The sequence below is a fragment of the [Roseibacterium] beibuensis genome, assembly GCF_039542305.1.
Classification (GTDB): Bacteria; Pseudomonadota; Alphaproteobacteria; order Rhodobacterales; family Rhodobacteraceae; genus Roseibacterium; species Roseibacterium beibuensis.
Genome location: NZ_BAABHW010000001.1, coordinates 84563 through 110638, shown reverse-complemented (window position 1 = coordinate 110638; position 26076 = coordinate 84563). Strand labels below are relative to the sequence as shown.

Sequence of the window (26076 nt, the reverse complement as noted above, 5' to 3'; positions counted from 1 at the left end):
CAGATGCACCGCCCCGGGTTGCGTTTTGCCCCGCCCTCACGTTTGACTGCGCGCAAATCGAAAAGGAGTCTCCCGAATGCTGACCAATGACGAACTCGCGAAATGGGATCGTGAAAGCTTCATGCACCCCTCGACGCACCTTGCGCAGCACGCGCGGGGCGAGGCACCGGGCAAGATCATCAAGACAGCCGAAGGCTGTTTCATCACCGATCGTGACGGCAACCGGATGCTGGACGCCTTTGCCGGGCTTTACTGCGTGAATATCGGCTATGGACGGCAGGAAGTGGCCGAGGCCATCGCCGATCAGGCGCGCGAACTGGCCTATTACCACGCCTATGTCGGCCACGGCACCGAGGCCTCGGTCACGCTGGCGCATATGGTGATGGAGCGTGCGCCGGATCACATGTCCAAGGTCTATTTCGGCCTTGGCGGATCGGACGCCAACGAGACCAACATCAAGCTGGTTTGGTACTACAACAACATCCGCGGCCTGCCGCAGAAGAAAAAGATCATCTCGCGCTGGCGCGGCTATCACGGCTCGGGGTTGATGTCGGGGTCGCTGACGGGCCTGACGCTGTTCCACCAGAAATTCGACCTGCCGCTCGACACGGTGCTGCACACCACCTCGCCCTATTACTACCGGCGCGATGACCTGTCCCTGTCCGAGGAGCAGTTCACCGCGAAATGCGCCGCCGACCTAGAAGAGATGATCGAGCGCGAGGGCGCCGACACCATCGCCGCTTTCATCGCCGAGCCGATGCTGGGCACGGGCGGGATCGTGCCGCCGCCCGCCGGCTACTGGCAGGCCATCGAGCCGATCCTGCGCAAGCACGATATCCTGCTGATCGCGGACGAGGTCGTGACCGGCTTTGGGCGTCTGGGGTCGATGTTCGGCAGCCCGCATTACGGCATCACGCCCGACATCATGACCATCGCCAAGGGCCTGACCAGCGCCTATGCGCCGCTGTCGGGGTCGATCCTGTCGGACAAGGTCTGGAAGGTGCTGGAACAGGGCACGGATGAAAACGGCCCCATTGGCCACGGCTGGACCTACTCGGCGCACCCGATCGGCGCGGCGGCCGGTGTCGCCAACCTGAAATTGGTCGACAGCCTGAACCTTGTGCAGAACGCGGCCGAGGTCGGCCCCTACCTGACCGCGCAAATGGCCGAGGCCATTGGTGAACACGCCAATGTTGGCGAGGTGCGTGGCGAAGGGATGCTGACCGCCGTCGAACTGGTCAAGGATCGCGACAGCCGCACCTTCTTTGACGCCGCCGACAAGATCACCCCGCAGGTGGTCGCGGCGATGGGCCGTCGCGGCGTCGTGGCCCGCGCCATGCCGCAGGGCGATATCATCGGCTACGCCCCGCCCCTGTGCCTCTCGCGCGAGGAAGCCGACACGGTGGTTCAGGCCACCGCCGACGCGATCAAGGAAGTGCTGGGCTAACCACAGGCCGCACCGGGGAAGGCGCCCACAGCCTTCCCCCTTTACCCCTTTCCCCCGGCGCGGTTACATGACCGCGCTTTTCTTTTCCGATTTCGATCCCGTCACGACTGCCTATGCCCGACCCTGCCCTGACCTGCCCGAATTGCGGCTATGGCTTTCCCGAGCTTCGGCGCTCCACACGCATGTTCGATTGCCCATCCTGCGGCACGACCCTCTTTCGCGGGCAGGACGCGCTTGCCCCGATGGGCGACCACGGAGTGATGCACGAAACCCCGATGCTGTTCGGGATCGGCGACGCGGTCTGGGCCGATGGGATGCAATTCGAGATCGTGGGCCATGCCCAGTTCGACTATGGCCGCGGCTTCTGGGACGAGATGTGGGCGCTCGATGGCAACGGCGATGGCGCATGGCTGTCCATCGACGAAGGCGATGTGGTGCTGCAACGCGCCTTTCCGCCAGGGTCCGGCCCGCGCCAACCCGACCCGCTGCCCGTTGGCCATGACTTCACGTACCAAGGCCGAAAATACACCGTGACCGAGGCCGATCAGGCCAAATGCGTGGCGATCCGGGGCGAGTTTCCCGAAGTTCTGGAAATCGGGGAGCAACACCTCTTCATCAACGCCTCTGGCCGCGACGGGGAGGTGCTGTCTGGCGAGTTCTGGGACGGCGTCCATCAATGGTTCGAAGGCGTCTGGCTTGATCCCTTCACCCTCACGGTGCGGTCGGGCGCATGACACGGGCAGACGCGCTTTCCTCGATCAACTGCACGCAATGCGGGGCCGGCCTCTCGGTTCTGGGCGGCGGGCGCGTCCTGTCGCATGTCTGCGGCTATTGCGGCGCGGTCCTGGATACGCAGGATAATTACAAGATCCTGACCTCGATCGGGAAACGCGACCATCCCGACAGCCCGGTCAAGATCGGCATGAGCCTGACATACCGGGACATACCCTTCTCCGTGATCGGCACGCTCGGCATGAGTGAAACCTATCGCGGACGCACATGGCGTTGGGTCGAACACCAGCTTTTCTCACCCACCCATGGCTACGCCTGGTTGAGTTGGGAGGACGGCAATGTCCTGTTCACCCGCAAGACCCGCGATTTCAACATGGACCATTGGCTGAGTTCCGGCACCGTGGAACGGGCCGAGACTCCACCGACGCGCCAGTATGCGGGCGAGCGCTACAAGTATTACGAGACGACGGTCGCGCAGATCGACTTCATGGAAGGCGAATTCAACTGGGTGCCGCGGATCGGCGAGACCACCGAAACGATCACCCTGTTGGGCCCTTCGGCCATGCTGTCGCTCACCCGCAGCGAGACCGAGCGCGAGGTGGAACTTACGACACTGATGGACCGTGACACGGTTCTTTCGGAACTCGGCCTGGATGCGGCGGCCATCGGTCCGGCCCTGCGCCACCCCCTGACCCCCTACAAGCCGATGCGAGAGGAAGGGTTCCTGCGCCGGTCCTTGCTGGCCTCCGCCGTCGGAGCCGTTGTGCTTGCCGTCACGCTCTCCGGCGGCAGCGGATCGGTCGTGATGCCGCCCACGCGCGTTCCCGTCGACAGCCTTCCCAAGAATTTCAGCTTCGACGTGACGAACGCCTCGCAACTCAGCATCATCAGCTTGCAGGGCAATGCGGATAACGGGTGGTCTGCCTTCTCCGCCGAAGTCGCTGGCCCAAGCGGGGAACCCCTTACCGCCGGTGTGGGCGTGGTCGAATACTACCAGGGGATCGAGGACGGCGAGCGCTGGAGCGAAGGCTCGAACAGCGACAGGATCCGGTTCCGCCCCGCCGAGACGGGAACACACACGATCACGCTGGCCCTCGAAGAAGACGGCACCGAAGGCTTGCGCGGGCGCCCGGCCAGCACCGTCACGCTCAGCGTGGAAGAGGGCAAGATCAGCGCGTTCTGGCTGATCATCGCGGCCGCGCTGTTCGGGCTTGGCTGGATAGCCGTCACCGCGCGGCGCTCTGTCTACCACGCGCGCCGGTTTGCCGGATCGGACTGGTCGGACTAGGAGTGACGCCATGACCCCGTTCCGCCTTGTCATCATCCTGGGCTGCGCCGCCTTCCTGTCGGGGGCCACCTATCTCTCGTGGTTCGGCGTCGCGCGCGAAAGCGGCGATCTGGCCGCCAGTGCCGCCTCCATTCGCGCCGGGTCCGGCACCGGCGGCGGCTATTCTTCATTCGGACGGGTCAAATGAACGGAAAGGATGCGTGATGCTTGACGCAATTGTCTGGGCCGAGGTCGTCTCGACCATTTTTTACACGGCGCTTGGGCTGATCTTGCTGTGGGGCAGCTGGAAGGTGATCCAGCTGATGTCGCCCTTCTCGATCATCAAGGAGATCGAGGAAGACCAGAACACCTCGCTGGCCGTGCTGATCGCGTCGGTCTTCATCTCCATGTCGATCATCATCGCCGCCGTCATCCTGTCTTGAGCGTTTCGGACCAGAGCGGGGCAAGCCAGCCGGGACCGGATCTGAAGGTTGTCTGGCTGCTGGCCGCGACCTTTTTCGTCGCGGTCGCGGGCCTGATCTACGAGCTGATCGCGGCAACGATCTCCAGCTACCTGCTCGGGGATTCCATCCGGCAATTCAGCTTCGTGATCGGCGTGTTCCTGACGGCGATGGGGGCCGGCGCGTGGCTGTCGCGCTTCGCGGGCGATGCGCTGTCGGGCTTCGTGCGCACCCAGATCGCGCTTGGCGTCATTGGCGGGGCTGCCGGACCGCTCCTGTTCTTTGCCTACGCGATCTACGGCGCGGTGAGCCTGCCGCTTTACGCGATCCTGATGGCCATCGGCATCCTGTCGGGCATGGAAATCCCGCTCATTACGCGGGTGTTGAAAGAGATCGGGGCCGCTGAATTCCGCTTCGAGAATGTCCTGACCGCCGACTATATCGGGGCGCTGGCGGCCTCTCTCGCCTTTCCGCTTCTGATCGTGCCGAACCTGTCGCTGATGGCGGCGTCGCTGTCCTTCGGCGTGATGAACCTCGCCGTCGCCGGGTTTTCGCTGTGGCTGTTCCGCGACCGGTTGCCCAGGGGGCTGTGGCTGCCTTGGGCGGCCTTCCTTCTGGCGGCGCTGACCGCGCTGGTCCTGTCGGAACGGCTGGTCGCCAGCGTCGATGCGCGCCTGTTCCAGGACGAGGTCATCTTCCGCGAAGAGACGCCCTATCAATCCATCACAATCACCCGCTTCGACGAACGCTACCGCCTGTTCCTCGACCACTCCATCCAGTTCGACAGCCTTGATGAGCACCGCTACCACGAGATGCTGGTGCATCCCGCCATGGGCCTCGCCCCGCGCCGCGCGCATGTCCTGATCCTCGGCGGCGGCGACGGAATGGCCGCGCGCGAGGTGCTGCGCCATGATGGCGTCGAGCGGGTCACGCTGGTAGACCTCGACCCGCGCGTGACCGAGATCTTTGCGGCCAACCCCGACCTGGCCGCGCTGAACAACGGCGCGCTGACTGACCCGAGGGTCGAGATCGTATCCGCCGATGCGTGGACCTTCATCGCCGAAGATGACGCGCTTTACGACGTGGTCATCGCCGACCTGCCGGACCCCAAGACCATCGCTCTGTCGAAGCTCTATTCGATCGAGTTCTACAACATGCTAGCCGAGCGGCTGACAGCCCAAGGGCTGATCGTCACGCAATCCGGGTCGCCGACCTTCGCGCGCAACGCCTTCTGGACGGTCGCCGCAACGCTGGATGCGGCCAGAAATCCCTTCGCGCCGGACAGCACCTTGGAGACGCTGGCCTACCACGCCTATGTGCCAAGTTTCGGAGATTGGGGGTTCGTGATGGCAGGCCCGGCCCTCCCCGCCGAGGGGCGTGCACCGGAGTTGCCCGACGGCTTGCGCTTTCTGACCGCGGCGCAATGGTACGCCGCGCAGGTCTTTCCCGCCGATACCGGCCCGGTCGAGGTCGAGGTGAACTCGATACAGGGCCATCCGCTCGTGGCCCTGTATCAACGCGGATGGGATTACTGGTTCCGCTAGGCCCCGTTCAGGTGGGCCCGCATCGCGGTGATGCCCGCGTCGGTGATGCCGTGTCCCGGCCCCGGCGCCACGTGCAGTCGCGCCCGCGCGCCCAAATGTTCGAAGACCGCGAGGCTTTCTTGCCCCCGCGCCAACGGAATATGCGGGTCCTCTTCATGCACCGTGATCTCGACCGGCGTGCCGGAAAGGTCCGTGTCGTAGTCGAAGGCCTTGGCGGCAAACCCGTAAAGCGCCGGCTGCGGCCCACCGGCCATGGCGTCCCGCGTGCCGACCAACCCCGCCGACAGGCCGAACACCGCCGCCAGCCCGCCTTTGCGCGCCGCGTATTCCAGCGCAAGGCATCCGCCTTGGCTGAACCCCGCCAGCGCGATCTTTTCGCGCGGCAGGCCCCCTTCGACCAAGGCGTCGATGGCCGCATCGACGGCAGCCAGGCCACGGTCGACATGCGGGTTCATCTGCCCCATCGGCGCAAGGAACGAGGTCGGCCACCAACTCCGCCCGGGGGCTTCGGGGGCAATGGTCGCAATATCGGGCAGCGCCAGCGCCTCGCCCAAACCGAGGATATCGGCAGCCGAGCCACCCCGACCATGCACGAGGACAAGCCCCATGCGGGCCATGGCGGGGTTAACCCCGCCGACACGCAGCGGGGTTTCTTGATCCACGGCCATCATGCTACCTTCAGGGGCGGCAGAACCGCCTCGATCCGGTCGCGCATGGATTCGTATTGCGGCGGCAGTTTCAGGTCCTGCCCCATCGTCTCTTGCGGCTCGTCCACGGCAAAGCCCGGCGGATCGGTGGCGATTTCGAACAGAACGCCGCCCGGCTCGCGGAAGTAGATCGCGTTGAAATACTGCCGATCGATCTGCGGCGTAACATCGAACCCGGCCGAGGCCACCGCTTCGCGCCAAGCCATCTGCGTGTCGTCATCCTCGGCTCGGAAGGCCACGTGATGGATGGTCCCGGCCCCTTGCCGACCGATCGACGGCGCGTCCGAGCGCATCAGGTCCACCACCGTGCCGCGGGCATCGCCCGGAACGGCGAAGCGCAGGCGCTCGCCCCCATCGATGGTCTCGTGCCCCTGCTCTTGATAACCGAAGATATCGGTCAAGAGCTTCGCGGTCGGCGCAAGGTCGCGCTCCCACAGGGTGACGGAGTGGAACCCGTCCAACGCGTCCGCGCTCTCGCGCTCCGTTTCGATCAACTCGACCGGTGCGCCATCGGGGTCGCGCAGGGTGATGACGCGCTGGCCGAACCGCTCCACCGGGCCTTCGAAATCGACGGCGTCGGAGGCCAGCTTTTCCATCCACGCATCAAACCCACCCTTCGGAACGGCATAGGCATAGGCACTTGCCATCCCTGCACCGGCCCGACCGGGGCCCGCATTGGCGAAGGGAAAGAAGGTCAGGATGGTGCCGGGCGACCCGGCGTCGTCGCCGTAATAGAGGTGGTAGGTGTCGGGCGCATCGAAATTCACGGTCTTCTTGACCAGCCGCTGACCCAGCAGGCCGGTGAAGAAATCGACATTGGGCTGCGGCGGCCCGGAAATGGCCGTCACGTGGTGGATGCCGGGAATGGTCTTGGGCATTTCGCTCCTCCTTGAATGGCTCATCGGCGGTTTGGCCGGTGTCTGGCGGTAAAATGGTCGTAATCTCCTCTGCCTCAATGCACATGCGCGCATGGGGTCTGTGCGTAATCTCAGAGGTGACGGGTGCCGCCCGCCCCGGCCTTTCGGTTTGCTCCGCCCGATCATTCCGCGCATCATCCTGCCCGAAACGAAGCCACGCTGCGCCATGCCAGCCGCAAAAAGACGAAACGGACATCATGGACCTTCAGACTCACTTCGCGACATCCTCGGATGGCACCCGGATCGCTTACGCCACCGCCGGTGATCCGGCGGCGCCGTCGATCCTTTTGATCCACGGCTGGTCGCAGCAATACATCTGCTGGACGCCGACCATCTCGCGGCTGGCCGACCGGTTTCACCTCGTCGCGATGGACCTGCGCGGGCATGGCGGATCGGACAAACCCGAGGCGGACGCGGCCTATACGGACACCCGGCTTTGGGGCGACGACGTAAAGGCGGTGATCGAGGCTGCCAGCCTCGACAAACCGGTCCTGGTCGGCTGGTCCTACGGCTCGCGCGTGATCGCGGCGCATATCGCCACGCATGGCGACGCGCATCTGGGCGGCATCGTGCTGGCCGGTGGGATCGTGGCCATCGGCAAGGCGCGCGAAGACTGGATGGTCGGCAGCGCCAGCCCGGGCCTCGACCGCGACCTCTATACCGAGGACATCCCCCGGCGGCTTGCGGCGACGGCCCGGTTCGTCGACGCCTGCACGGCAGAGCCCGTAGACCGGCGCGTCTATGCCGAGCTTGTCGGCGCCAACATGCTCTGCCCCGCCCATGTCCGGCGCGCGCTTTTCGCGGCGAACCTCGACTTTCGCCCGGTCTATGGCGCGCTCTCCTGCCCCGGTCTGGTGATCCATGGCGCCGCCGATACGGTGGTTTCGCCCGCTACGGGGGAACACGCAGCCGAGATCATGCCAAAGGGTCGGTTCATTGCGTATGAGGGCGTCGGGCACGTCCCGTTCCTCGAAGCACCCGATCGATTTGCCGAAGACCTCGCCACCTTTGTCACAGACTGCCGGACCCAGGAATAAATCATGTATAAGAAAGGCGAGATTTCCTACGAACCGCTTCCCCTGCCCGATCGTGTCCAGAAACCGGACGCGGAGGCGTTGCAGGCGGTGGAGGCGTTTCGCGACTACATGCGCAAGCGCCATTCCGTGCGCGACTATTCGGGCCGTCCCGTGCCGCGAGAGATCATCACGGCCTGCATCGAGGCCGCCGTCACGGCGCCCTCGGGCGCGAACCACCAGCCATGGCATTTCGTGGCCATCGCGAACCCCGAGATGAAGGCCACGATCCGCGCCGCGGCCGAGGAGGAAGAGCGGGAGTTCTACGCAGGCGGCGCGGGCGACGAATGGCTGGCCGCGCTGGAGCCGATCGGAACGGGCGTGTCAAAACCGCACCTGACCAAAGCGCCCTGGCTGATCGTCGTCTTCGCGCAACGCTATGGCCTGACCGAGGACAACCAGCGCTACAAGAACTATTACGTGCCCGAAAGCGTGGGCATCGCCACAGGTATGCTGATCACGGCGATTCACCAGGCCGGCCTCGTCTGCCTGGAACACACGCCGAACCCGATGAAATTCCTGCCCGAGCTTTGCGGCCGCCCGGCGCATGAAAAGGCGGTGATGATCATACCCGTGGGCTGGCCGGCGGAGGATGCCACCGTGCCAGCCGCCGCCAAACGCAAGAAACCCATGGACGAGGTCATGTCCGTCTTTGACTGACCCGTCTTGGCCGTGCGGCCGGACCCAAGCCCGGATCAGATGACGGTGACGCTCAGGGCTCCGACGCCTTCGATCTCGGCCTCCATCACGTCACCGCGTTCGACGGCCGCCACACCTGCGGGCGTGCCGGACATGATCACGTCCCCGGGCGCAAGTTCGAAATACTCGGACAGGTAGGAGATCATTTCAGGCACCTTCCAGATCATCTGGTTCAGGTCGCCCTCCTGCCTCAGGTCACCGTTCACTTTCAGCGCAACGCGACCGTGGTCGGGATGGCCAATCTCCGAGACCGGGCGCACCGGGCCGACGGGAGCCGACCGCTCGAACGCCTTTCCGATTTCCCATGGGCGCCCCATCTTCTTGGCCTGCCCCTGCAGATCGCGCCGCGTCATGTCGAGGCAGACACCGTAGCCCCAGACATGCTCCAACGCCTTGTCCAACGGGATGTTCGTGCCGCCGCTTTTCAGAGCGACCAACAGCTCGATCTCGTGATGCACGTCGGAACTGTTGGGCGGGTAGGGAAACGCGCCCGACGGATCGAGGTTGTCGGGGTTTTTCTGGAAGAAGAAGGGCGGTTCACGGTCGGGGTCATGGCCCATCTCGACCGCGTGCGCGGCATAGTTCCGGCCGATGCAATAGACCCGCCGGACCGGAAAGGCGCCTTCGCCAGTCGTGGGAATGCTGTGCACCTCGGGTGCGGGGATAACGGTATTCGGCATGCTCTTCCTCTTGCTTTGCAGGACCGGATCGATGGGCCCGGTCCCCTTGGCCCGACAGCGGCGTGTAGACGGCCCACGGGGGCGAGCGGTGGGTTTCAGACATTGCCCGGTCAGAGATGTGGCGTGCAAACCTCAATCGAAACCGTCCGATCGGCAAGAGCCGTTTTAGCGCGTCGAAGCCGCATATCCCGCACCTCCAACGATCCGCAGCCTTCCCTTTCGAAAAGCACCGAAAGTTCAAGGAGGTCGGAGCGCAAAACGCCCGGATTCCGAGGGCACAGGAGGGATCCCACGATGCGGTCAGCTTCAAACACGCTGGTCCGTCGAGACTTTTTCCTCAGGAATGGCGCGGGTTCGTACTATTTTCTCCACGACACGTCGCGTCAAAGACCAAGACTGACGCTGGCGCGACCTAAAAAGGGAGGGGCTGAAATGCTGGCGAAGATACTTGTTCCCGTGCGCGGCGATGGCATGGGGAAAACGGTCATGCGGCACGCGGCTGCCTTGGCGCATCTGCACAAGGCGCATGTCACCGTGGCCCATTGCCGGGCGAAACCGGAAGACATGTTTCCCTACAGCACCCTGCTGCCCGCCTTCGCAAGCGAAACCATCAAGGCCCAGGCGGCAGAACTGGCCGATCAGGAAGAAGAGGCGCTGCGCGAAGCGATCCACGAGACGGCCCGGGCGCTGGACCTGGTCGAGACCGAAACCCCGGATGGCACCAGCGCAAGCGTCCAGTTCATCGAAGAATTCGGGCGCATGGGAGATATCATCAAGCATCACGGACGCCTCGCCGATCTTGTCGTGACGCCCAAGCCGAACCGCGACCGGAACCTTGGGACGAATGCGCTGAAATCGGCCCTGTTCCAAACGGGCCGTCCGGTTCTGATGTGTCCGCCGTCGGATGAGGTCGCGCCGGATTTCAGCACACATGTCGCCATTGGCTGGAATGGATCGCTCGAGGCCGCCCGCACCGTCGCCCTGACCATGGATATCGTGGCCAAGGCGGACCGTGTGAGCATTCTCGCGGTTGGCAGCGGGGAGCCGCACGGGGCCACCGCCGAAGAACTCGTCCAGTACTACCGCCTGCGTGGCAAATCGGCGGATGTGCACAGGTTCGACTCCCGCAAACCGGGCACCGCCCTGCTCGAGAAGTCCGAGGCAATCGGGGCCGGTTTGCTCATCATGGGGGCGTATGGCCACAGTCACGAGCGCGAGACGCTTTTCGGCGGCAACACGCAAACCGTTGTAGATCAAGCGAAAATCCCTGTCGTTTTGGCGCATTGATTGAATACGATGGTACGCAATTAAATTTCCCTTGAACTGATAGTCACGCAAGATAATTACCTTCCTATATGCCGACGAAGACTCTCCGAAAGGGGGGAGCTTTCCTGAGGGGTCTGCGCGGCGAGGGTCTTTATCATGGGAGGAAAAGACATGACGGTTTCCAAGCGGGTTTTGTTGCAATTGGGGTGTGCGGCAATCGTCGCCCTGGCCCCGCTGCCATCGGCAGCGCAGGAGTGGGAGCCGAGGCGCCCAATCGACTTCACGATCATGGCTGGCCCGGGTGGTGGCGCCGACCAGATCGCCCGGTTCATTCAGTCGGTGGCCGAAGAATACGACATGACCAACCGCCCGCTGGTTCCAAGCAACCGGGGTGGTGGCTCGGGCGCCGAGGCGCTGATCCACGTCGCGAATGCCTCCGATCCCGATCACACGATCCTGGTAACCCTGAATTCGTTCTTCACCACACCTCTGCGGCAGTCCGAGTTGGGGATCGACATCCAGACCTTCACGCCGGTCGCGATGATGGGGGTCGATCCCTTCGTGCTGTGGGTTCATACCGAGTCCGGCATCACCACCTTCGACCAGTTCGTCGAACAGGTGCAGTCCATGAACGGCGAATTCGTCATGGGCGGGACCGGTGCCGGCCAGGAAGACTCGATCGTGATCGCCTTCATGTCGGCGGCTTACGACCTCGACATCAACTACATCCCCTATGATGGCGGCGGCGCCGTGGCCCGCGATCTTGCCGGTCAGCAAATCATGGCGACGGTCAACAACCCGGCAGAAGCCAAGGGCTTTTACGAGGCGGGCGATTTCGTGCCTTTGCTGGCTTTCTCGGACGAGCGCTTGCCGGCCTATCCCGACGTGCCGACCATCCGGGAACTCGGTCACGACTTCTCGTACTACAACCAGCGGGCCGTTGTCGGCGCGCCGGGTATGTCGGACGAGGCGGCGGCCTATTACCAGGACCTCTTCGCCCGCATCTACCAGTCCGAGGAGTGGCAGTCCTACCTGGAGTCCGAAAGCCTCGCACCGCTTTGGATGGATGCCGACGAACAGCGCGCCTACTGGGCAACGCAGGTCGAAAACCACCGCGAACTGCTCGAAGCACTTGGCGAGTAATCGCTTGTCCTGACGGCACTTTGAGCAAGGCAGACCAGCGATGCGCAATGGCGAGATCATAACCGCCGGGGTCTTGGCGCTCTTTTCCATCTACCTGATGTGGAAGAGTGCCGAGCTCCCCATCGGCTACATCCCCGACCGCGGGCCCGGGGGCGGCTTCTGGCCGTTCTGGCTATCGGCCATCATGCTGGCCTGCTGCGGCCTGATCGCATTCAACTGGTGGCGGCGAACTTCGCCGCCATCGCGCTCGGAAGAGCCGTTTCTCGACAGCTATGGCTGGCGAATGGTGGCCCTTGTGGGCGGAGGCGTGGTCGTGTTCGTCGCCCTGATCAACATCATTTCGATGTACGGGGCGATCGCCGTTTTCCTGTTCTACTACCTGCGTTTCCTCGGCCGCCACTCCTGGGGCCTGAGCATCTCGCTCGCAGTCGCGACGCCCTTGATTTTCTTCTTCTTCTTCGAGGGCGCCATGCAGATCACCATGCCGTCGGGCATGTCTTTCACCGATCCGGTGTTCGATCTGCTGTACGAAATCATCTACTAGGCGGCGCTGCGCATGGAAATCCTTTCCCTTCTTGGCGACGGCATGCTGCTGGCCGTCCAACCCCAGAACCTCCTGCTGATCGTGATCGGGGTCACGGTGGGCCTGTTCATCGGCGCCATGCCCGGGCTTGGCTCGGTGAACGGGGTCGCAATCCTGTTGCCCATCACGTTCCTCGTGCCCCCGAGCGGCGCGATCATCTTCCTCGCCGCGATCTACTACGGCGCGATGTATGGCGGCGCGATTTCATCCGTGACACTTGGCATTCCGGGGGCATCGACCGCCGTGGCCACCACCTTCGACGGCAGGCCACTTGCCCGACAGGGGCGCGCCAGTCTTGCGCTGGTCACGGCAGCGCTGGCCTCCTTCGTGGGCGGCACCGTAGCCAACGTGTTCTTCACCGCTTTCGCGCCGCTGCTTGCCGACGTGGCCCTATCCTTCGGCCCGCCAGAGATCTTTGCGCTGATGCTTCTGGCCTTTGCCACCTTCGTGGGACTGGGTGGGGATGACATTCCCAAGACCATTTTCTCGATCTGTTTTGGCCTCGTTTTGGGGGCGATCGGCTTCGACCAGATCTCGGGCGCGCCCCGGTTGGTGCTGTTCGATATCACCGGTTTCCTGCAGGGCATCGGCTTCCTTGTGCTTGCCATCGGCGTCTACGGCATCGGCGAGATGCTCTGGACGATCGAGCAATCGCGCGGCGACGTCGAAAGCACGAACCCGAAAATGACCATGCGCGGCATGGCGGCGGACACGGCCGAAGCCACGCGGCGCGGCTGGAAAGGAACGGCCATCGGATCGGTGCTCGGGTTCTTCGTCGGCATCCTGCCTGCGGCGGGTGCAACGCCTGCGTCCCTCATGTCCTATGGCGTGGCCAAGATGATCTCGCGCGTTCCGCATGAATTTGGCCGGGGCAACCCGGACGGCGTCGCCGCGCCAGAGGCCGCCAACAACTCGGCCTCGACCGGATCCATGCTGCCGATGCTGACGCTTGGCATCCCCGGCTCGCCCACGACCGCCATCCTGCTCGGCGGTATGGTGATCTGGGGGCTCGTACCCGGACCGCTATTGTTCGTGCAGGAAACCGAGTTCGTGTGGGGCCTGATCGGTTCGTTCTACATCTCGAACGTCGCGGCGGTTCTGATCAACCTGGCCTTCATCCCGGTCTTCATCTGGATGCTGCGCATGCCCTTCACGATCCTCGCGCCGATGATCTTCGTGCTGTCCATCGCAGGCGGGTTTGCCGCGACACGGGACATGTTCGACATCTGGCTAATCGTGATTTTCGGGCTGGGCGCCTTCGTCCTGCGCCGCTTCGACTACCCGCTCGCCCCGGCGGTGCTGGCCATCGTGCTTGGCCCGATCGCCGAGCCGACATTGCGCCAGTCGCTGCTGCTGTCTTCGGGGGATCCGTCGATCTTCTTCACCCGCCCCGTGGCCGCGCCGATTACGATCATAGCGCTGATCCTGCTGTTCCTGCCGGCGGTCAAACTGCTCCGGCGCGGGCGTGGAAAAAGTGGGGCAGAGCCGTCCTGACCGGCTCTCCCCTTCAGCTATACAATCCCGCGACCCGCGCCCGGAGGCGTGTCAGGCCAAGCACCGTGTCGATAGTCGGGGTTTCCGTCTGGGTGACGCGGCCAAGCTCCTGCACGGACCCCAAGAGCGCGTCGATTTCCATGGGGCGACCAGCATCAAGATCCTGCAACATGGAGGTGCGATGCGCGCCCACGGCAGCGCCGCCATCGATGCGGCGGTCGACGTCAATGGGGAACTTCACGCCCAGCTTCTCGGCGATCTCCTGCGCCTCGAGCATCATGTTGCGGGCCACGGCGCGGGTGCCGGGATCGGTGCAGAGCACGTCCAGCGTGGCATGGGTCAGCGCCGAAATCGGGTTGAAGGACAGGTTGCCCCAAAGCTTGACCCAGATCTCGTCGCGCAAGCGGGGACGCACCGGCGCCTTGAGCCCCGCCGCGCCGAGCGCCTTTGACAGCGCCATCGCACGCTCCGATTTCGAGCCGTCCGGCTCACCCAGGGAAAAGCGGTTGCCCTCGATATGCTTGATCACGCCGGGTTCCGAGACCTCGGCGGCGGGGTAAACGACACATCCCAACACGCGGTCGGGGCCAAACCCGTCCCATTGCGCATTGCCGGGATCGACGGTTTCCAGCCGGGTCCCCTCAAGCGGGCCGCCGATCTTGTGGAAATACCACCAGGGCACACCGTTCACGCCCGAGACGATGGTCGTGTCAGGCCCGATGAGCGGCTGCATCTTGTCGACCACAGGCGGGACCGAATGCGCCTTGAGCGTCACGATGACGTAGTCCTGCGGCCCCAGATCTGCGGGGTTGTCCGAGGCGGTGACGGACACGGTGCTGGTGCCGCTCTCCTCGATCAGGGTCAGCCCGTTTTCCTTCATCGCGGCCAAATGCGGGCCGCGCGCGACCAAACTGACATCCGCCCCGGCCTGCGCCAGCTTGACGCCCATGTAACCGCCGATCGCGCCGGCGCCAAAGATGCAGATTTTCATGGATCAGCCTCCTGCCCGCGCGGGAGGGCGGGCGCGTAAGTCGATGGGGGGGCCGTGCGGCGCCGGGGCCGCACGGCCATGACGGTGTCAGGCCACGAGGCCCAGTTTCTCGGCCAGGCCGATGCGCTGCAGCTTGCCGGTGGCGCCTTTCGGGATCTCGTCGAGGATCAGAACCTTGCGCGGCACCTTGAAGGCGGCCAGCCGCTCACCCGCAAAGGCCCGGATCGCGGCCTCGTCGGCCTCGGCGCCTTCACGCAGCACGACGGCGGCGGCCACCTCTTCACCCAGCTTGGGATGGGGCAAAGCAAAGGTGACGACCTGCGCGATGGCCGGGTGCGCCGAGAGCACACCGTCAACCTCGAGCGGGCTGACCTTTTCGCCGCCCCGGTTGATGATCTCTTTCAGGCGGCCGGTCAGCGTCAGGTAGCCCTCGTCGTCGAATTGCCCCTGGTCGCCGGTGCGGAACCAGCGTTTGCCCTCGGCCTCGAAGAAGGACTTGGCATTGGCCTCGGGGTTGCCCTCGTAGCCCGGGGTGACGTTCGGCCCCGAGATCACGACCTCTCCGGTGCCCTCGATCAGGCGGTCCTCCACCTCGTGCGCGATGCGCACCAGAGGGCCGGCCTCGATGCCGACCGAACCGGGCTTTTGCGCGCGCGGCGGCAGCGGGTTCGAGGCCATCTGGTGCGTAGCCTCGGTCATGCCGTAGCCCTCGATCACCGGGGCGTTGAAGGTCTTGGCCAGCTGTTCCATGACCGGACCGGGCAGCGAGGCCGAGGAGGACCGCAAGAAGCGCAGCGGCACCTCGGCGATGGTCTCGGCGTTGCGGCCCGCGCGGGCCAGGATCGCCTGGTGCATGGTCGGCACCGCCGTATACCAGGTCGGGTGCACCTCTTTCATCCAGCCGAAGAATTTCATCGCGTCGAAACCCGGCGCGCACCAGACCGAGCCGCCCGCCGCCAGTGTGGACGAGACCGCGGCGATCAGACCGTGAATGTGGAAAAGCGGCATCACGTTCAGGCAGCGATCCTCCGGGGTCAGCGCCAGCGACACTCCGATGTTGCGCGCCGAGGCAGCGAGGTTCGACTGCAGCAGTGGCACGATCTTGGGGCGCGAGGTCGTGCCCGAGGTATGCAGGATCAACGCGACATCATCGGCCCCGGGGGCGGCGGTGTCGGCGGTTCCTGCGCTGCGCTCGGGCGTCAGGGTGAATTGTCCCGCCGCGCCGGTCGCGTTCGGCGTCAGGCGAATGACCGCCAGGTCCAACTTGCGCGCGGCGGCCAGGGCCGGGCCCTCTTCGCTGTCCAGCAGAACGATGGCCTTGGCCTTGAGATCCTCGAGGTAGAAGGCGAACTCGTCTTCCTTGTAGGCCGGGTTCAGGGGGCAGGTGGTCGCCACCTGCGCCACCGTCACGAAAGCCGCCGCCATTTCCGGACCATTCGGCAACACGATCGCTACCCTGTCCCCGCGCCCGACACCCGCCGCATGCAGCGCACCGGCCACCGACTGCGACAAGTCCCGCAAACCGCCATAGCTCAGCCAGTCACGACCAGGAGCGCCGATCGCAGGCGTTTCCCCCGGATGCCCCGCAATCAAGTCAGCCAGCAAGCCCGTCATTTCTTCCTCCCCAAGCGAAATCCGATCCGCGCAACAATAGGTCGCAAAATGCTGTCAGCAATGCCAATTGTGATCTTGTTCAGGCATCTGGGCGCGTTTTGTTGCGGATTGGTTGCGCATTCGTGGTCACCAGACTCCGGGTACGGATTGAGCCAGACCGGTCGCCCTCACCCAGACGGGCAGTGCCCGCGAAACGGCCTCCGCTGGCTTGTGTCAGCCCCCCACAATGGCCTGCGACCCCGGAACCTCTTGGATCCAACTGCTATGCCCGAAGATCGTGAGGCGGTCTTGGGTTTTCAGATCGCCTTTGAAGAACTGATCGACAAACCGTTCCACCTCATCTTTGTGGATATAGGCTGAGGACGAGATGCGCTGTTCGAGGTCGTAGATTTGCTTCACGCCCCTGCGTTCTTCCAGTGCGGTCGCCCCAAAGACGAGCGTGAGCGCCTTTGATACAAGGTTTCGAGTACTGAGTGCCTGCCCCGTAACTGGCACCCAAGCGGACCAGCAGACGTCAGCCCGGTTACCGCTGTGGCAGCTTGCGTTCCAAGCATCCGCTGTAGAAGCGAAGACAGTGCAAACAGGACCTCATCCACCCCAGGCTTTGCTGCCGTCAGGTTGCCCAATGCAAGCGCCTTGCCGCCAATTTCTGCGAGAGGCCTCGGGTCAGGACTTCGTCTATGGTCCCTGCCCCAGCCAGACTTCGTTCCAGCGGTGGGCGTTTGGTTCCAACTGGGATGGCAAAATCTGAGCAAGACAGGACACGCGCAGTGCGGCAGAACCGTATCGGGCAGCTCAATGCGAGCCTATAATTGGCCAACCGGCAGCGGGAGTTGATCTGACATCATAGCGGGTTTTCCTTCGATTAAGATTGGCTATTTTGCGCAGTGAACTAAACGGTTCACATCGGGGTCGGCCCGATGTTGGGTCTATCGAAGGAAAGTCACGATGCGTCTGCAAATCGGCCTTGCCACTGTTGCCATTTTTCTGGCCGCAGGCGGCTACATCCTCTGGACGGAAACGAATGGCGACGGATTTCCGGCCGATATCGCTTACGGCAATGGCCAGATCGAAGCCGTGCAGGTCGACATTGCATCCATGGTCGCCGGTCGCATCGAAACCGTGATGGTGCGCGAGGGCGACATGGTCACGCCCGATCAGGTTGTGGCCATCGTCGACGCCGAGATCATCGAGGCGCAGCTCTCCCAAGCCGAGGCGCAGATCGCCGCAGCCGAGGCCGAACGCGCCGCCGCCGAGGCCCGGATCGGCCAGATGGAGGCGCTGCTTGCCCTCGCCCAGGACGAAGAGAACCGCAGCCGCGCCCTTGTCGAACGCGGCACCTCGCCGCAATCGAACCTCGACACGCTCAGCACCAATGTCGCGGTGGCCGAAGCCAATCTGGAGGCCGCGCGCGCCGCCCTGCTGGCCCACGAACGCGCGGTCGATGCCGCCCGCGCCGCAGCCGACCAGATCGCGACCAATCTCGAGGATACCGAGCTGACTGCACCCACGATCGGGCGCATCCTTTATCGTCTGGTCGAGCCGGGCGAAATCATCACAGGAGGCACGCGGGTGATGACCATGGTCGACCTGAGCGAAGTCTACCTCGAGTTCTACCTGCCTGCGACGCAGGCGCACCGGCTGGCCATTGGGGACGAAGCGCGCATCAGGCTTGACGTCGTGGATGCCGTGGTGCCGGCCACTGTCACCTTCGTCTCCCCGGTGTCGCAATTCACGCCGCGCACGGTCGAAACAGCGGATGAGCGTCAGAACCTCGTCTTCCGCATCCGCGCCCGCGTGCCGCAAGAACTGGTCGAGGCCTATATCGACTACGTGCGCACCGGCATTCGCGGCGTGGCTTACGTGCGCCTTGCCCCGGAGCCGGGGCAGACCCCGTCCGACTGGCCCGAAGAGTTGCAACTTGCCGATTTCTCCGACCTACCCTTGCCGCGAAACTGAGGGGGGCGCGCCATGGCCGGCCAACCCATCGTCACCGCGCAGGGTCTGACCCAAAGCTACGGCCAGACCGTCGCCTTGGCTGACGTGTCAGTGGAGATTCCGGCTGGACGCATGGTCGGCCTGCTGGGGCCGGACGGCGTCGGGAAATCCACCCTGCTCGACCTGATTGCGGGCGCGCGGATGATGCAGCAAGGCACCTTGCAGGTGCTGGGCGGCGACATGCGCGATGCCCGCCATCGTCGCATTGCCGGGCCGCGCATCGCCTACATGCCGCAGGGGTTAGGCAAGAACCTGTATCACGCGCTGTCGGTGGCCGAGAACCTCGCCTTTTTCGGCACGCTGTTCGAACTGGACCGCGCCGCGCGGCAGGCGAGGGCCGATCGGCTGACGCGCGCAACCGGTCTGCACCCGTTCATGGATCGCCCCGCCGGGAAGCTTTCGGGCGGAATGAAGCAGAAACTGGGCCTGTGCTGCTCACTGCTGCATGACCCCGACCTGTTGATCCTGGATGAACCGACAACCGGGGTCGACCCGCTGTCGCGGCGGCAGTTCTGGGATCTGATCGAGACAATCCGCGCAGACCGGCCCGGCATGTCGGTTCTGGTCTCGACCGCGTATATGGACGAGGCCGAGCGCTTTGACTGGCTGGTGGCGATGGATGCCGGGCGCGTGCTGGCCACGGGCAGCCCGGCCGAGCTGAAGGACCGCAGCGGCGCGCCGGATCTTGAGCGCGCTTTCGTGCAACTGCTGCCCGAGGACAAGCGCGGCGACGGCACAACCCTGCAAATCCCGCCGCTGGCCGACAGCGGGGGGAAACCGGCCATCGCGGCGCGTGGCCTGACCAAGCGGTTCGGCGATTTCACCGCCGTCTCGGATGTCAGTTTCGACATTCGACCCGGCGAGATCTTTGGCTTTCTCGGCTCGAACGGCTGCGGCAAGACCACGACAATGAAAATGCTGACCGGCCTGTTGCCCATCACCGAGGGCGAGGCCGACCTGTTCGGCAAGCCGGTGGATGCCAGCGATCTGACCGCCCGCAAGCGCGTGGGGTTCATGAGCCAGGCATTTTCGCTCTATGGCGAATTGACCGTGCGCCAGAACCTCGATTTGCATGCGCGCCTGTTCGAATTGCCCGCCGATCATGCGACGGCCCGCATCGACACGCTGGCCACCCGGTTCGACCTTGGCCCGTACATGAACGCGCGGGCCGGAACCTTGCCGCTTGGGCTGCGTCAGCGCCTGTCGCTGGCGGTGGCCGTCCTGCACGAGCCCGAAGTGCTGATCCTGGACGAGCCGACCTCGGGCGTCGACCCGGTGGCGCGCGACGAATTCTGGGATCTGCTGGTGGAGCTGTCGCGCGGCGACGGCGTGACGATCTTCATCTCGACCCATTTCATGAACGAGGCGATGCGCTGCGACCGCATTTCGCTGATGCATGCAGGGCAGGTCATGGTGGTTGGCGCCCCTGACGAAATCGCGGCAAGCAGCCCCTCAGGCACGTTGGAAGAGGCCTTTGTGCAGCAGATCGAAGGCGCCATCGCCGCGCGCGCCACCGGCACCGCGCCAGACCTTGCGCCGCCGCGAATGCCCGCCGCGCCACCTGCCGATGCACCCGCACGCCCGTCGCGGTTCAGCATGACCCGCCTGTCGGCCATCGGGCTGCGCGAATGGCGCGAATTGATCCGCGACCCGATCCGGCTGGCCTTTGCGTTTTTCGGCTCGGTCTTTCTGACCATCGTCATCGCGCTGGGGATTTCGATGGATATCGAGGACATCACCATCGCCGCGCTGGATCACGACCAGACCCCGGCCAGCCGTCAGTATCTACAGGCGTTCTACAGTTCGAACACCTTTCTCGAACAGCCCGAAATTCTGACCCGAGACGAGATGGTCACCCGCATGAGTTCGGGCGATCTGACCGTCGCGATCGAGATCCCGCCGGGCTTTGGCCGTGACCTGCAACAGGGCCACGAGGTCAGCGTCTCGACCTGGCTTGACGGGGCCAACACCACGCGCGCGGGCACGATCGAGGCCTATGTCGAGGCCGCCCACTACGGCGCGCTCGAAGATGCCTATCGCCGCGCGGGCTATGACCCGGACGACTTGGCGACGTTCAACATAGAAAACCGCTATCGCTACAACCCCGCTTTTGAAAGCATCCGCGCCATCGGGCCGGCGGTGCCCGCGATCCTGCTGATGATGTTCCCCGCGATCCTGATGGCACTGTCGGTCGCACGCGAAAAGGAAATCGGGACCATCACCAATTTCTACGTCACCCCGACCAGCCGGATCGAGTTCCTGGTGGGCAAGCAACTGCCCTATGTCGCGATCACACTGGCCAATGGCGTGACCCTGTTGGCAGTGGTCAGCCTTGGGCTTGGGGTTGCGTTCGAGGGCAGCTTTGCGGCTCTGGTTGTCGGCTCGCTGCTGTATGGCGCGGCCGTCACGTCCTACGGGTTGCTGATCTCCAGCGCGACGCGCACGCAGGTTGCCGCCATTTTCGCCGCCGCCATCCTGTCGATGATGCCCACGGTGCAATTCTCGGGGATGATCCAGCCGATCTCGACCCTCGACGGGATCGGCCGGCTGATCGGTGAGGTCTGGCCCGCCAGCTATTTAATGCACCTGTCCGTGGGGGCCTACACCAAGGGGCTGAGTTTCGTGCAACTGCTGCCCGACATGCTGGCATTGGCCGCGTTCATCCCCGTCTTCCTGATCCCCGCGCTGCTGTTGCTGCGCAAGCAGGAGCGTTAGGCCATGGGCGCGTTGAAACACATCTTCTGGCTGGGCACCAAGGAACTGCGCGCGGTTCTGGGCGACGCGATGATGGTGGGGCTGATCCTGTTCACCTTCACGGGCATGGTCTACATGCAGGCCACCGCCCTGCCGGAAAACGTCAACCACGCCTCGATCGCCATCGTCGACGAAGACAACTCCACCCTTTCGCGTCAGATCGCCAACGCCTTCTACCCGCCCTACTTCCAAACCCCTGAGCAGATCGAGGCGGGCATGGTCGATACTGCGCTGGATGCCGGTGCCTACCTGTTCGTCATCAGCATCCCCAGCGGGTTCGAGGCCGACCTGCGCCGCGGCCATCAACCCGAGATCCAGCTTGATATCGACGCCACGGCGGTGATGCAGGCCGGGCTGGGCGATTCTTATATCCAGAACATCGTGAATGACGAGGTGACGCGCTACCTGTCGCGCGCCGATCTGGAGACAGATCTCGCCATCGGCAACGAGATCCACCGCGCCTTCAACCCCAATGGCACGATGAGCTGGTTCAACGCGCTGACCGGCATCCTCGATTTCCTCAACATCATCATCATCATGCTGACCGGCGCGGCGCTGGTCCGAGAGCGCGAGCATGGCACGATCGAACACCTGATGGTCATGCCCCTGCACGCGGTCGAGATCGCGCTGGCCAAGATCTGGGCCAACGGGTTGATCGTTCTGGTGGCCTTTGGCCTGTCGATGTCCCTGGTGGTCGAAGGACTGCTGGATGTCCCGGTGGCCGGGTCGCACTGGGTCTTGATGCTGGGGGCCACGCTATATTTGTTCGCAGCCAGCGCAATCGGCATCCTGCTGGGTACGGTGGCGCGCAGCATGGCGCAGTTCGCGCTGCTGGTGCTATTGGTGGTGATCCCGATGATGCTGCTGTCCGGTGGCATCAGCCCGGTCGAAAGCCAGCCCGATATGCTGCAACCATTCACCGCGCTGCTGCCCTCGCGCCACTACATGGCGTTTTCGCAGGCGGTGGTGTTTCGCGGTGCCGGGTTGGACGTGGTGTGGCCCGACCTGCTGCGCATCGCCGGGATGGGGGTGGTGTTCCTGTTGTCCGCCCTGCTGGTCTTTCGCCGGTCATTGAGTGTTGCAAGCTGAGCTTTCGGTCGTGCCTCGGCAGCTATACGACCTGTCCGGCCTAAACCGCATGCACCACGACAGTGAGGCCAAGTCCGGTGGAGGTACCGGTGACGAGAACCATCCTTGTCATGGATTGATCCTTTCGATCAGTGGTTTGCGGCGGGTAGCCAGACCCGTTCGAAAGCCTGCTCTGTAGGGGTTTTGGAACTCGGTTTCTCGGTGAGCATCGCGCTGCGGGCGAGTTGCGTGACTGGGGCCACCCGTGGAAGAGTCAGGAGGCCGGGGTCGAGATCGGCCACATAATCAAGCCTGACCTCTCCGAAGGTCGGCGGTCCTACACCATGCCTTGGGACATTTTCGATGCGTCGGGCCGAGAGCGCAGCAGTCCCAATGTTTCGGCTGGTTCTGCGCCAGAAAGGATGCGGCCGGACAACTCCTTTGTGATTTGTGGCGACAGGATTGAACCGCCGACCACGAGGAACTTGTCGATTAGTTCCTCATCGGTCGGGGCGTGAACCGGTTCCCCCCACGGTGCATCAACCTGTGCGGCGAATGTCCCGAGAGCGCTTATCACTGTAACGCGTGACGGTGTCTTAGCGGGAAACGCGTCATTCATCGCATCGCTGACATGCAGGGACACCTTCTTCGCGAAGGCTTCCGTTGCCTGGTGGTGCAGCACACGCGCAGTCATCGGCATCAGGCAGGATTCCCCCTGAACGGCTGCGATTGCCATCGCGTAGGGGACGCTGAACTGGGCATCGATCAACGTGTCTGGCTCATGCCGATTATTGAGGCTGGCCGCCTGCGTGAAGGTCTGAACCTCAACTCTTTCGATCTGATCATGGGTGAGGGCGAGATCCGACATGATGCTCAAGAGTCCCTCGACAGACGCATGCATCCAACGACAACACGAGTATCGTTTGAAGTAGGTATTCAGAATGAGATGGGTCTGTCCAAGACCTTGGAGCATTGCATCCCTGTTGAAGCGCTCCTCGATGTCGAGGGCGTCCCGGTTGCCAAGAAAACCCTTTCCAGCCAACTCTCCCGCACTGATCCCCACAACCACCGACCATGGCAGGCTTTCCTTGACGTCGCTGCCCATTTCACAGCTCAGCGTCAGATCTGAAACGCGAGGTCCGTAATAGGCACAGATTCCGAGCGCATGGGCGATCTGATCCTGCGAAAGCCCCATCAGACAGGCCGCTGCCGCGGTTACTCCGAAAGATGTGTAGTTGGCGGAATGGTAGGAAGGCCGTTGTTCAGCCCTTCCAACGCGCACTGCGACTTCGTAGCCGATCACGATCGCTTTTTGGATGGCGCACCAGTCTGCACCGAGCGTTTCCGCAAGGGCAAGAACCGCAGGCACCACCCCGGCACCCGGATGGCCCATGGCCTGCCTGTTTCCGTCATCCATATCGAGGACCATCGCGGCTGTCGCGTTGACCATGCCGGCGGCGACGGGGCCCAGTGACATCCCACGAAACCAGACCGAGGCAGATCCAGCGGCATAGAGCGACTGGGCTGCCTTTAGGCAGGCCGTAACGGCCGGGGCGTCCTGTCCTGCACTTGCACAGGCCACGACATCAAGGATGCACCGGTTGGCTTGGTGTGCGACCTTTGGTGGCAAGGGCGCCGCCATGGTTTCGTTGCACCATTGCGCAAGGTCTTGTGTTGCGAAGTCAGTCATCAAGACAGTCCTTCTGTGACCGCAGGCTAAGGAGGCCACAGTGTTCAATTGGTGGAAGAGAACGAGCTATGCTGCGGAGAAACTTTGGCTTTCACTGGAAAAGGACAGAGGGAAGCCACAGGGCGATATCCGGGAAAAGCGTTAGCAACAGTACTCCAAGACACATGAGGGCGAAGAAAGGCAGTGCGGCGGAGGCCACGCGCAGGATCGGAACACCACTCATGCCCTGAAGGATGAACAGGTTGAACCCCACAGGCGGGGTCATCTGGCCCAGCTCGACCATGATCACCAAAAAGACGCCGAACCAGATCGGATCGATCCCGGCTGCCAAGATAAGTGGCAAGATGATCGGAAGCGTCATCACGGTGATAGAGATTCCGTCCAACAACAGCCCGAGAAGCACGTAAAACACGGCAAGCAGCAACAGCAGCTGTGCGGCCGACAGGTTCAGGCCACCGATCAGGCGTGCAATGTCCTGCGGAATATGGAGAAACCCCATGGCCGTGGACAGGAAGGCAGCCGCCACAAGGATGCTACAGATCATGCAAGAGATCGGAACCGCAGCAATCAGCGACTCCCGGATCAGTTTGAATGACAACTCACCATGGATTGCTGTCAGTGCAAGCGCTGTCGCCACACCGATGGCCGCGCTTTCGGAGGGCGTCGCCCACCCGGTGTAGATCGAGCCGAGCACAACGATGATGAGGACCACGATCGGCCACAGATCTAGGATCGCCCGACCGGACACCTCAGGTACGCCGTCCCGCGGCGCGAGTTGGGGTTTCACGATACAGCGTGCGGCGACGTAACCCGAATAAATCGTTGCAATCAGAAACCCAGGCAACAGGCCGGCTGCAAACAATTGGATGATCGAGACGTTTGCCAGCAGACCGTAGATGATCATCACGATCGATGGCGGGATTAGCAGGCCAAGAGTTCCAGCCCCCGCAAGCGAGCCGACGGACAGTCGCTCGTCGTAACCGCGGTCGCGCAGCTCTCCGAGCGTGATCTTGCCAACGGTCGCCGTTGTGGCCGCGGACGAACCGGAGACTGCAGCGAACAGGGCGCAGCCGATAACATTGGTGTGCAGCAGCCCGCCAGGGAGGCGCCCCACCACCGGGCTTAGACCACGAAACATCTTGCTTATGAGCGATGATCGAAACACGATCTCACCCATCCAGACGAAGAGCGGTATCGCCGAAAGTTCCCATGAGCTTGAGGATCGGATCATGATCCGGGTCAGGGTTGCGCCGAGCCGATGCGCATCGAAGTCCAGAAAGGCCGCCAGGCTGATTAGCGACACGCAGATGATGCTGACGAAAATAACCGTGCCCGTGGCAAGGTATCCAACCAGAAGCAGCAGCACGAGCAAAGAGATCGAACCGGCATCCATCAGACGGTTTCCTCGGATTGGGGCGTTCTAAAGATCAAGCCGATCAGACCTGCAAGAGCCTGCAGCACAAAGATCGCGAGCCCGAATAGAACCAGAGCCTCGGGAATCCAGAGCGGTATCTGGGCAATAGACGCGCTCGTCGTCCCACGCTCGAACTGGCGTAAAACCGAAACGCCGACAAACCAAAGCGCAAATGACCCAACCGAGAGCGCCGACGCCATGGCAAACATCTCCAAGACGCGTTTCGCGCTGTCTGGAACACTATCATGCAACAGTGAGACACGGATGAGAGTGCCGGTACGCAACGCTTCTCCGAGTGCGAGGAAAGTCAGAGCCGAAACCGCGTGCCCGACGAATTCGTCAAGTACGAAAGTACTTGTATGAAAGAGATTCCTGAGAGTGATTTCCAGGATGATATGGCCGAACATGAACACCAACGCGAGGATGGCGGCGCCATTTCCAATCCGGCTCAGGTTTTTTGCCAGTGTAATCACGGGACCGTACTCACCTCCCCTTGGGATCTGTTCAGGCAGTGCGCAGGCAAGCCCCCTGCGC

24 protein-coding genes are annotated in these 26076 nt (G+C 63.5%); 15 read left to right on the top strand and 9 right to left on the bottom strand.

Features of this window, described 5'->3' with window-relative positions; genetic code table 11:
• Positions 1-76: 76 nt before the first annotated feature.
• From ABD923_RS00525 to ABD923_RS00500, 6 genes are all read left to right on the top strand, one after another.
• A complete protein-coding gene (locus tag ABD923_RS00525) occupies positions 77-1447 on the top strand; it encodes an aspartate aminotransferase family protein (RefSeq protein WP_259547283.1) in 1371 nt (456 codons plus the stop codon).
• A gap of 113 nt (positions 1448-1560) precedes the next feature.
• Entirely contained in the window at positions 1561-2181 is a 621-nt protein-coding gene (locus ABD923_RS00520) for a DUF4178 domain-containing protein (RefSeq protein WP_259547284.1), read from the top strand.
• Positions 2178-3467 (top strand): DUF4178 domain-containing protein, encoded by a 1290-nt coding sequence (locus tag ABD923_RS00515; protein ID WP_259547285.1) that lies wholly within the window; start codon positions 2178-2180, stop codon positions 3465-3467. Before ABD923_RS00520 ends, ABD923_RS00515 begins: the two co-directional genes overlap by 4 nt.
• Before the next feature lie 10 nt (positions 3468-3477).
• A complete protein-coding gene (locus ABD923_RS00510; RefSeq protein WP_222189367.1) occupies positions 3478-3654 on the top strand; it encodes a hypothetical protein in 177 nt (58 codons plus the stop codon).
• Positions 3655-3670: 16 nt separating this feature from the next.
• A complete protein-coding gene (locus ABD923_RS00505; RefSeq protein ID WP_222189369.1) occupies positions 3671-3889 on the top strand; it encodes a DUF350 domain-containing protein in 219 nt (72 codons plus the stop codon).
• The gene (locus tag ABD923_RS00500; protein ID WP_259547288.1) at positions 3886-5451 is read left to right on the top strand and encodes a polyamine aminopropyltransferase; all 1566 of its coding nucleotides are present in this window, start codon (positions 3886-3888) and stop codon (positions 5449-5451) included. Before ABD923_RS00505 ends, ABD923_RS00500 begins: the two co-directional genes overlap by 4 nt.
• Here the strand turns inward: ABD923_RS00500 and ABD923_RS00495 are convergent.
• Both ABD923_RS00495 and ABD923_RS00490 read right to left on the bottom strand, forming a co-directional pair.
• Complete coding sequence (locus ABD923_RS00495) at positions 5448-6119, bottom strand: alpha/beta hydrolase (protein WP_345229375.1); 672 nt, start codon at positions 6117-6119, stop codon at positions 5448-5450. The genes ABD923_RS00500 and ABD923_RS00495 overlap by 4 nt on opposite strands.
• Positions 6119-7036 (bottom strand): ring-cleaving dioxygenase, encoded by a 918-nt coding sequence (locus ABD923_RS00490; RefSeq protein ID WP_259547291.1) that lies wholly within the window; start codon positions 7034-7036, stop codon positions 6119-6121. The genes ABD923_RS00495 and ABD923_RS00490 overlap by 1 nt, the downstream gene beginning before the upstream one ends.
• Positions 7037-7272: 236 nt before the next feature.
• Here ABD923_RS00490 and ABD923_RS00485 point away from each other — a divergent pair, with 236 nt between their 5' ends.
• Together ABD923_RS00485 and ABD923_RS00480 are read left to right on the top strand one after the other, a co-directional pair.
• Complete coding sequence (locus ABD923_RS00485; RefSeq protein WP_259547292.1) at positions 7273-8112, top strand: alpha/beta fold hydrolase; 840 nt, start codon at positions 7273-7275, stop codon at positions 8110-8112.
• A 3-nt stretch (positions 8113-8115) separates the two neighbouring features.
• Positions 8116-8808: a nitroreductase family protein gene (locus ABD923_RS00480; protein WP_259547293.1), complete on the top strand. Its 693-nt coding sequence runs from the start codon at positions 8116-8118 to the stop codon at positions 8806-8808.
• A 35-nt stretch (positions 8809-8843) separates the two neighbouring features.
• Here ABD923_RS00480 and ABD923_RS00475 read toward each other — a convergent pair whose 3' ends face one another.
• The gene (locus ABD923_RS00475) at positions 8844-9527 is read right to left on the bottom strand and encodes a fumarylacetoacetate hydrolase family protein (RefSeq protein WP_259547294.1); all 684 of its coding nucleotides are present in this window, start codon (positions 9525-9527) and stop codon (positions 8844-8846) included.
• Between the two features lie 432 nt (positions 9528-9959).
• Here ABD923_RS00475 and ABD923_RS00470 point away from each other — a divergent pair, with 432 nt between their 5' ends.
• From ABD923_RS00470 to ABD923_RS00455, 4 genes are all read left to right on the top strand, one after another.
• The gene (locus ABD923_RS00470; protein ID WP_259547295.1) at positions 9960-10814 is read left to right on the top strand and encodes a universal stress protein; all 855 of its coding nucleotides are present in this window, start codon (positions 9960-9962) and stop codon (positions 10812-10814) included.
• A 150-nt stretch (positions 10815-10964) separates the two neighbouring features.
• Positions 10965-11936, top strand: coding sequence for a Bug family tripartite tricarboxylate transporter substrate binding protein (locus tag ABD923_RS00465; RefSeq protein ID WP_259547296.1), 972 nt, complete (start codon positions 10965-10967; stop codon positions 11934-11936).
• 40 nt (positions 11937-11976) lie between these two features.
• Positions 11977-12480, top strand: a complete 504-nt coding sequence (locus tag ABD923_RS00460) for a tripartite tricarboxylate transporter TctB family protein (RefSeq protein WP_345229374.1) — start codon at positions 11977-11979, stop codon at positions 12478-12480.
• A gap of 12 nt (positions 12481-12492) precedes the next feature.
• Positions 12493-14013 (top strand): tripartite tricarboxylate transporter permease, encoded by a 1521-nt coding sequence (locus tag ABD923_RS00455; protein ID WP_259547298.1) that lies wholly within the window; start codon positions 12493-12495, stop codon positions 14011-14013.
• Positions 14014-14026: 13 nt separating this feature from the next.
• Here ABD923_RS00455 and ABD923_RS00450 read toward each other — a convergent pair whose 3' ends face one another.
• The 3 genes from ABD923_RS00450 to ABD923_RS00440 all read right to left on the bottom strand — a co-directional run bounded on the left by ABD923_RS00450 (position 14027) and on the right by ABD923_RS00440 (position 17017).
• Positions 14027-15004, bottom strand: a complete 978-nt coding sequence (locus tag ABD923_RS00450; protein WP_259547300.1) for a 2-dehydropantoate 2-reductase — start codon at positions 15002-15004, stop codon at positions 14027-14029.
• 87 nt (positions 15005-15091) lie between these two features.
• Positions 15092-16618 carry an acyl--CoA ligase gene (locus tag ABD923_RS00445; protein WP_259547301.1) on the bottom strand — a complete coding sequence of 509 codons (1527 nt, stop codon included), beginning with the start codon at positions 16616-16618 and terminating at the stop codon, positions 15092-15094.
• Positions 16619-16831: 213 nt separating this feature from the next.
• Positions 16832-17017 (bottom strand): hypothetical protein, encoded by a 186-nt coding sequence (locus tag ABD923_RS00440; protein ID WP_259547302.1) that lies wholly within the window; start codon positions 17015-17017, stop codon positions 16832-16834.
• Between the two features lie 549 nt (positions 17018-17566).
• Between ABD923_RS00440 and ABD923_RS00435 the strand changes: the two genes are divergently transcribed.
• From ABD923_RS00435 to ABD923_RS00425, 3 genes are read left to right on the top strand one after another with little or no spacing between them, the layout of a single operon-like run.
• On the top strand, positions 17567-18577 hold the full coding sequence (locus tag ABD923_RS00435) for an HlyD family secretion protein (RefSeq protein WP_259547303.1): 1011 nt from the start codon (positions 17567-17569) through the stop codon (positions 18575-18577).
• A 12-nt stretch (positions 18578-18589) separates the two neighbouring features.
• Positions 18590-21331, top strand: a complete 2742-nt coding sequence (gene rbbA, locus ABD923_RS00430) for a ribosome-associated ATPase/putative transporter RbbA (RefSeq protein WP_259547304.1) — start codon at positions 18590-18592, stop codon at positions 21329-21331.
• 3 nt (positions 21332-21334) lie between these two features.
• Entirely contained in the window at positions 21335-22459 is a 1125-nt protein-coding gene (locus ABD923_RS00425) for an ABC transporter permease (protein WP_259547305.1), read from the top strand.
• 316 nt (positions 22460-22775) lie between these two features.
• On the opposite strand, the gene ABD923_RS00420 is transcribed toward ABD923_RS00425, so the two are convergent.
• The 3 genes from ABD923_RS00420 to ABD923_RS00410 all read right to left on the bottom strand — a co-directional run bounded on the left by ABD923_RS00420 (position 22776) and on the right by ABD923_RS00410 (position 26015).
• Positions 22776-24128: an MmgE/PrpD family protein gene (locus ABD923_RS00420; RefSeq protein ID WP_259547306.1), complete on the bottom strand. Its 1353-nt coding sequence runs from the start codon at positions 24126-24128 to the stop codon at positions 22776-22778.
• Between the two features lie 91 nt (positions 24129-24219).
• Positions 24220-25521, bottom strand: a complete 1302-nt coding sequence (locus ABD923_RS00415; RefSeq protein ID WP_259547307.1) for a TRAP transporter large permease — start codon at positions 25519-25521, stop codon at positions 24220-24222.
• On the bottom strand, positions 25521-26015 hold the full coding sequence (locus ABD923_RS00410) for a TRAP transporter small permease (protein WP_259547309.1): 495 nt from the start codon (positions 26013-26015) through the stop codon (positions 25521-25523). Before ABD923_RS00410 ends, ABD923_RS00415 begins: the two co-directional genes overlap by 1 nt.
• Positions 26016-26076: the final 61 nt, after the last annotated feature.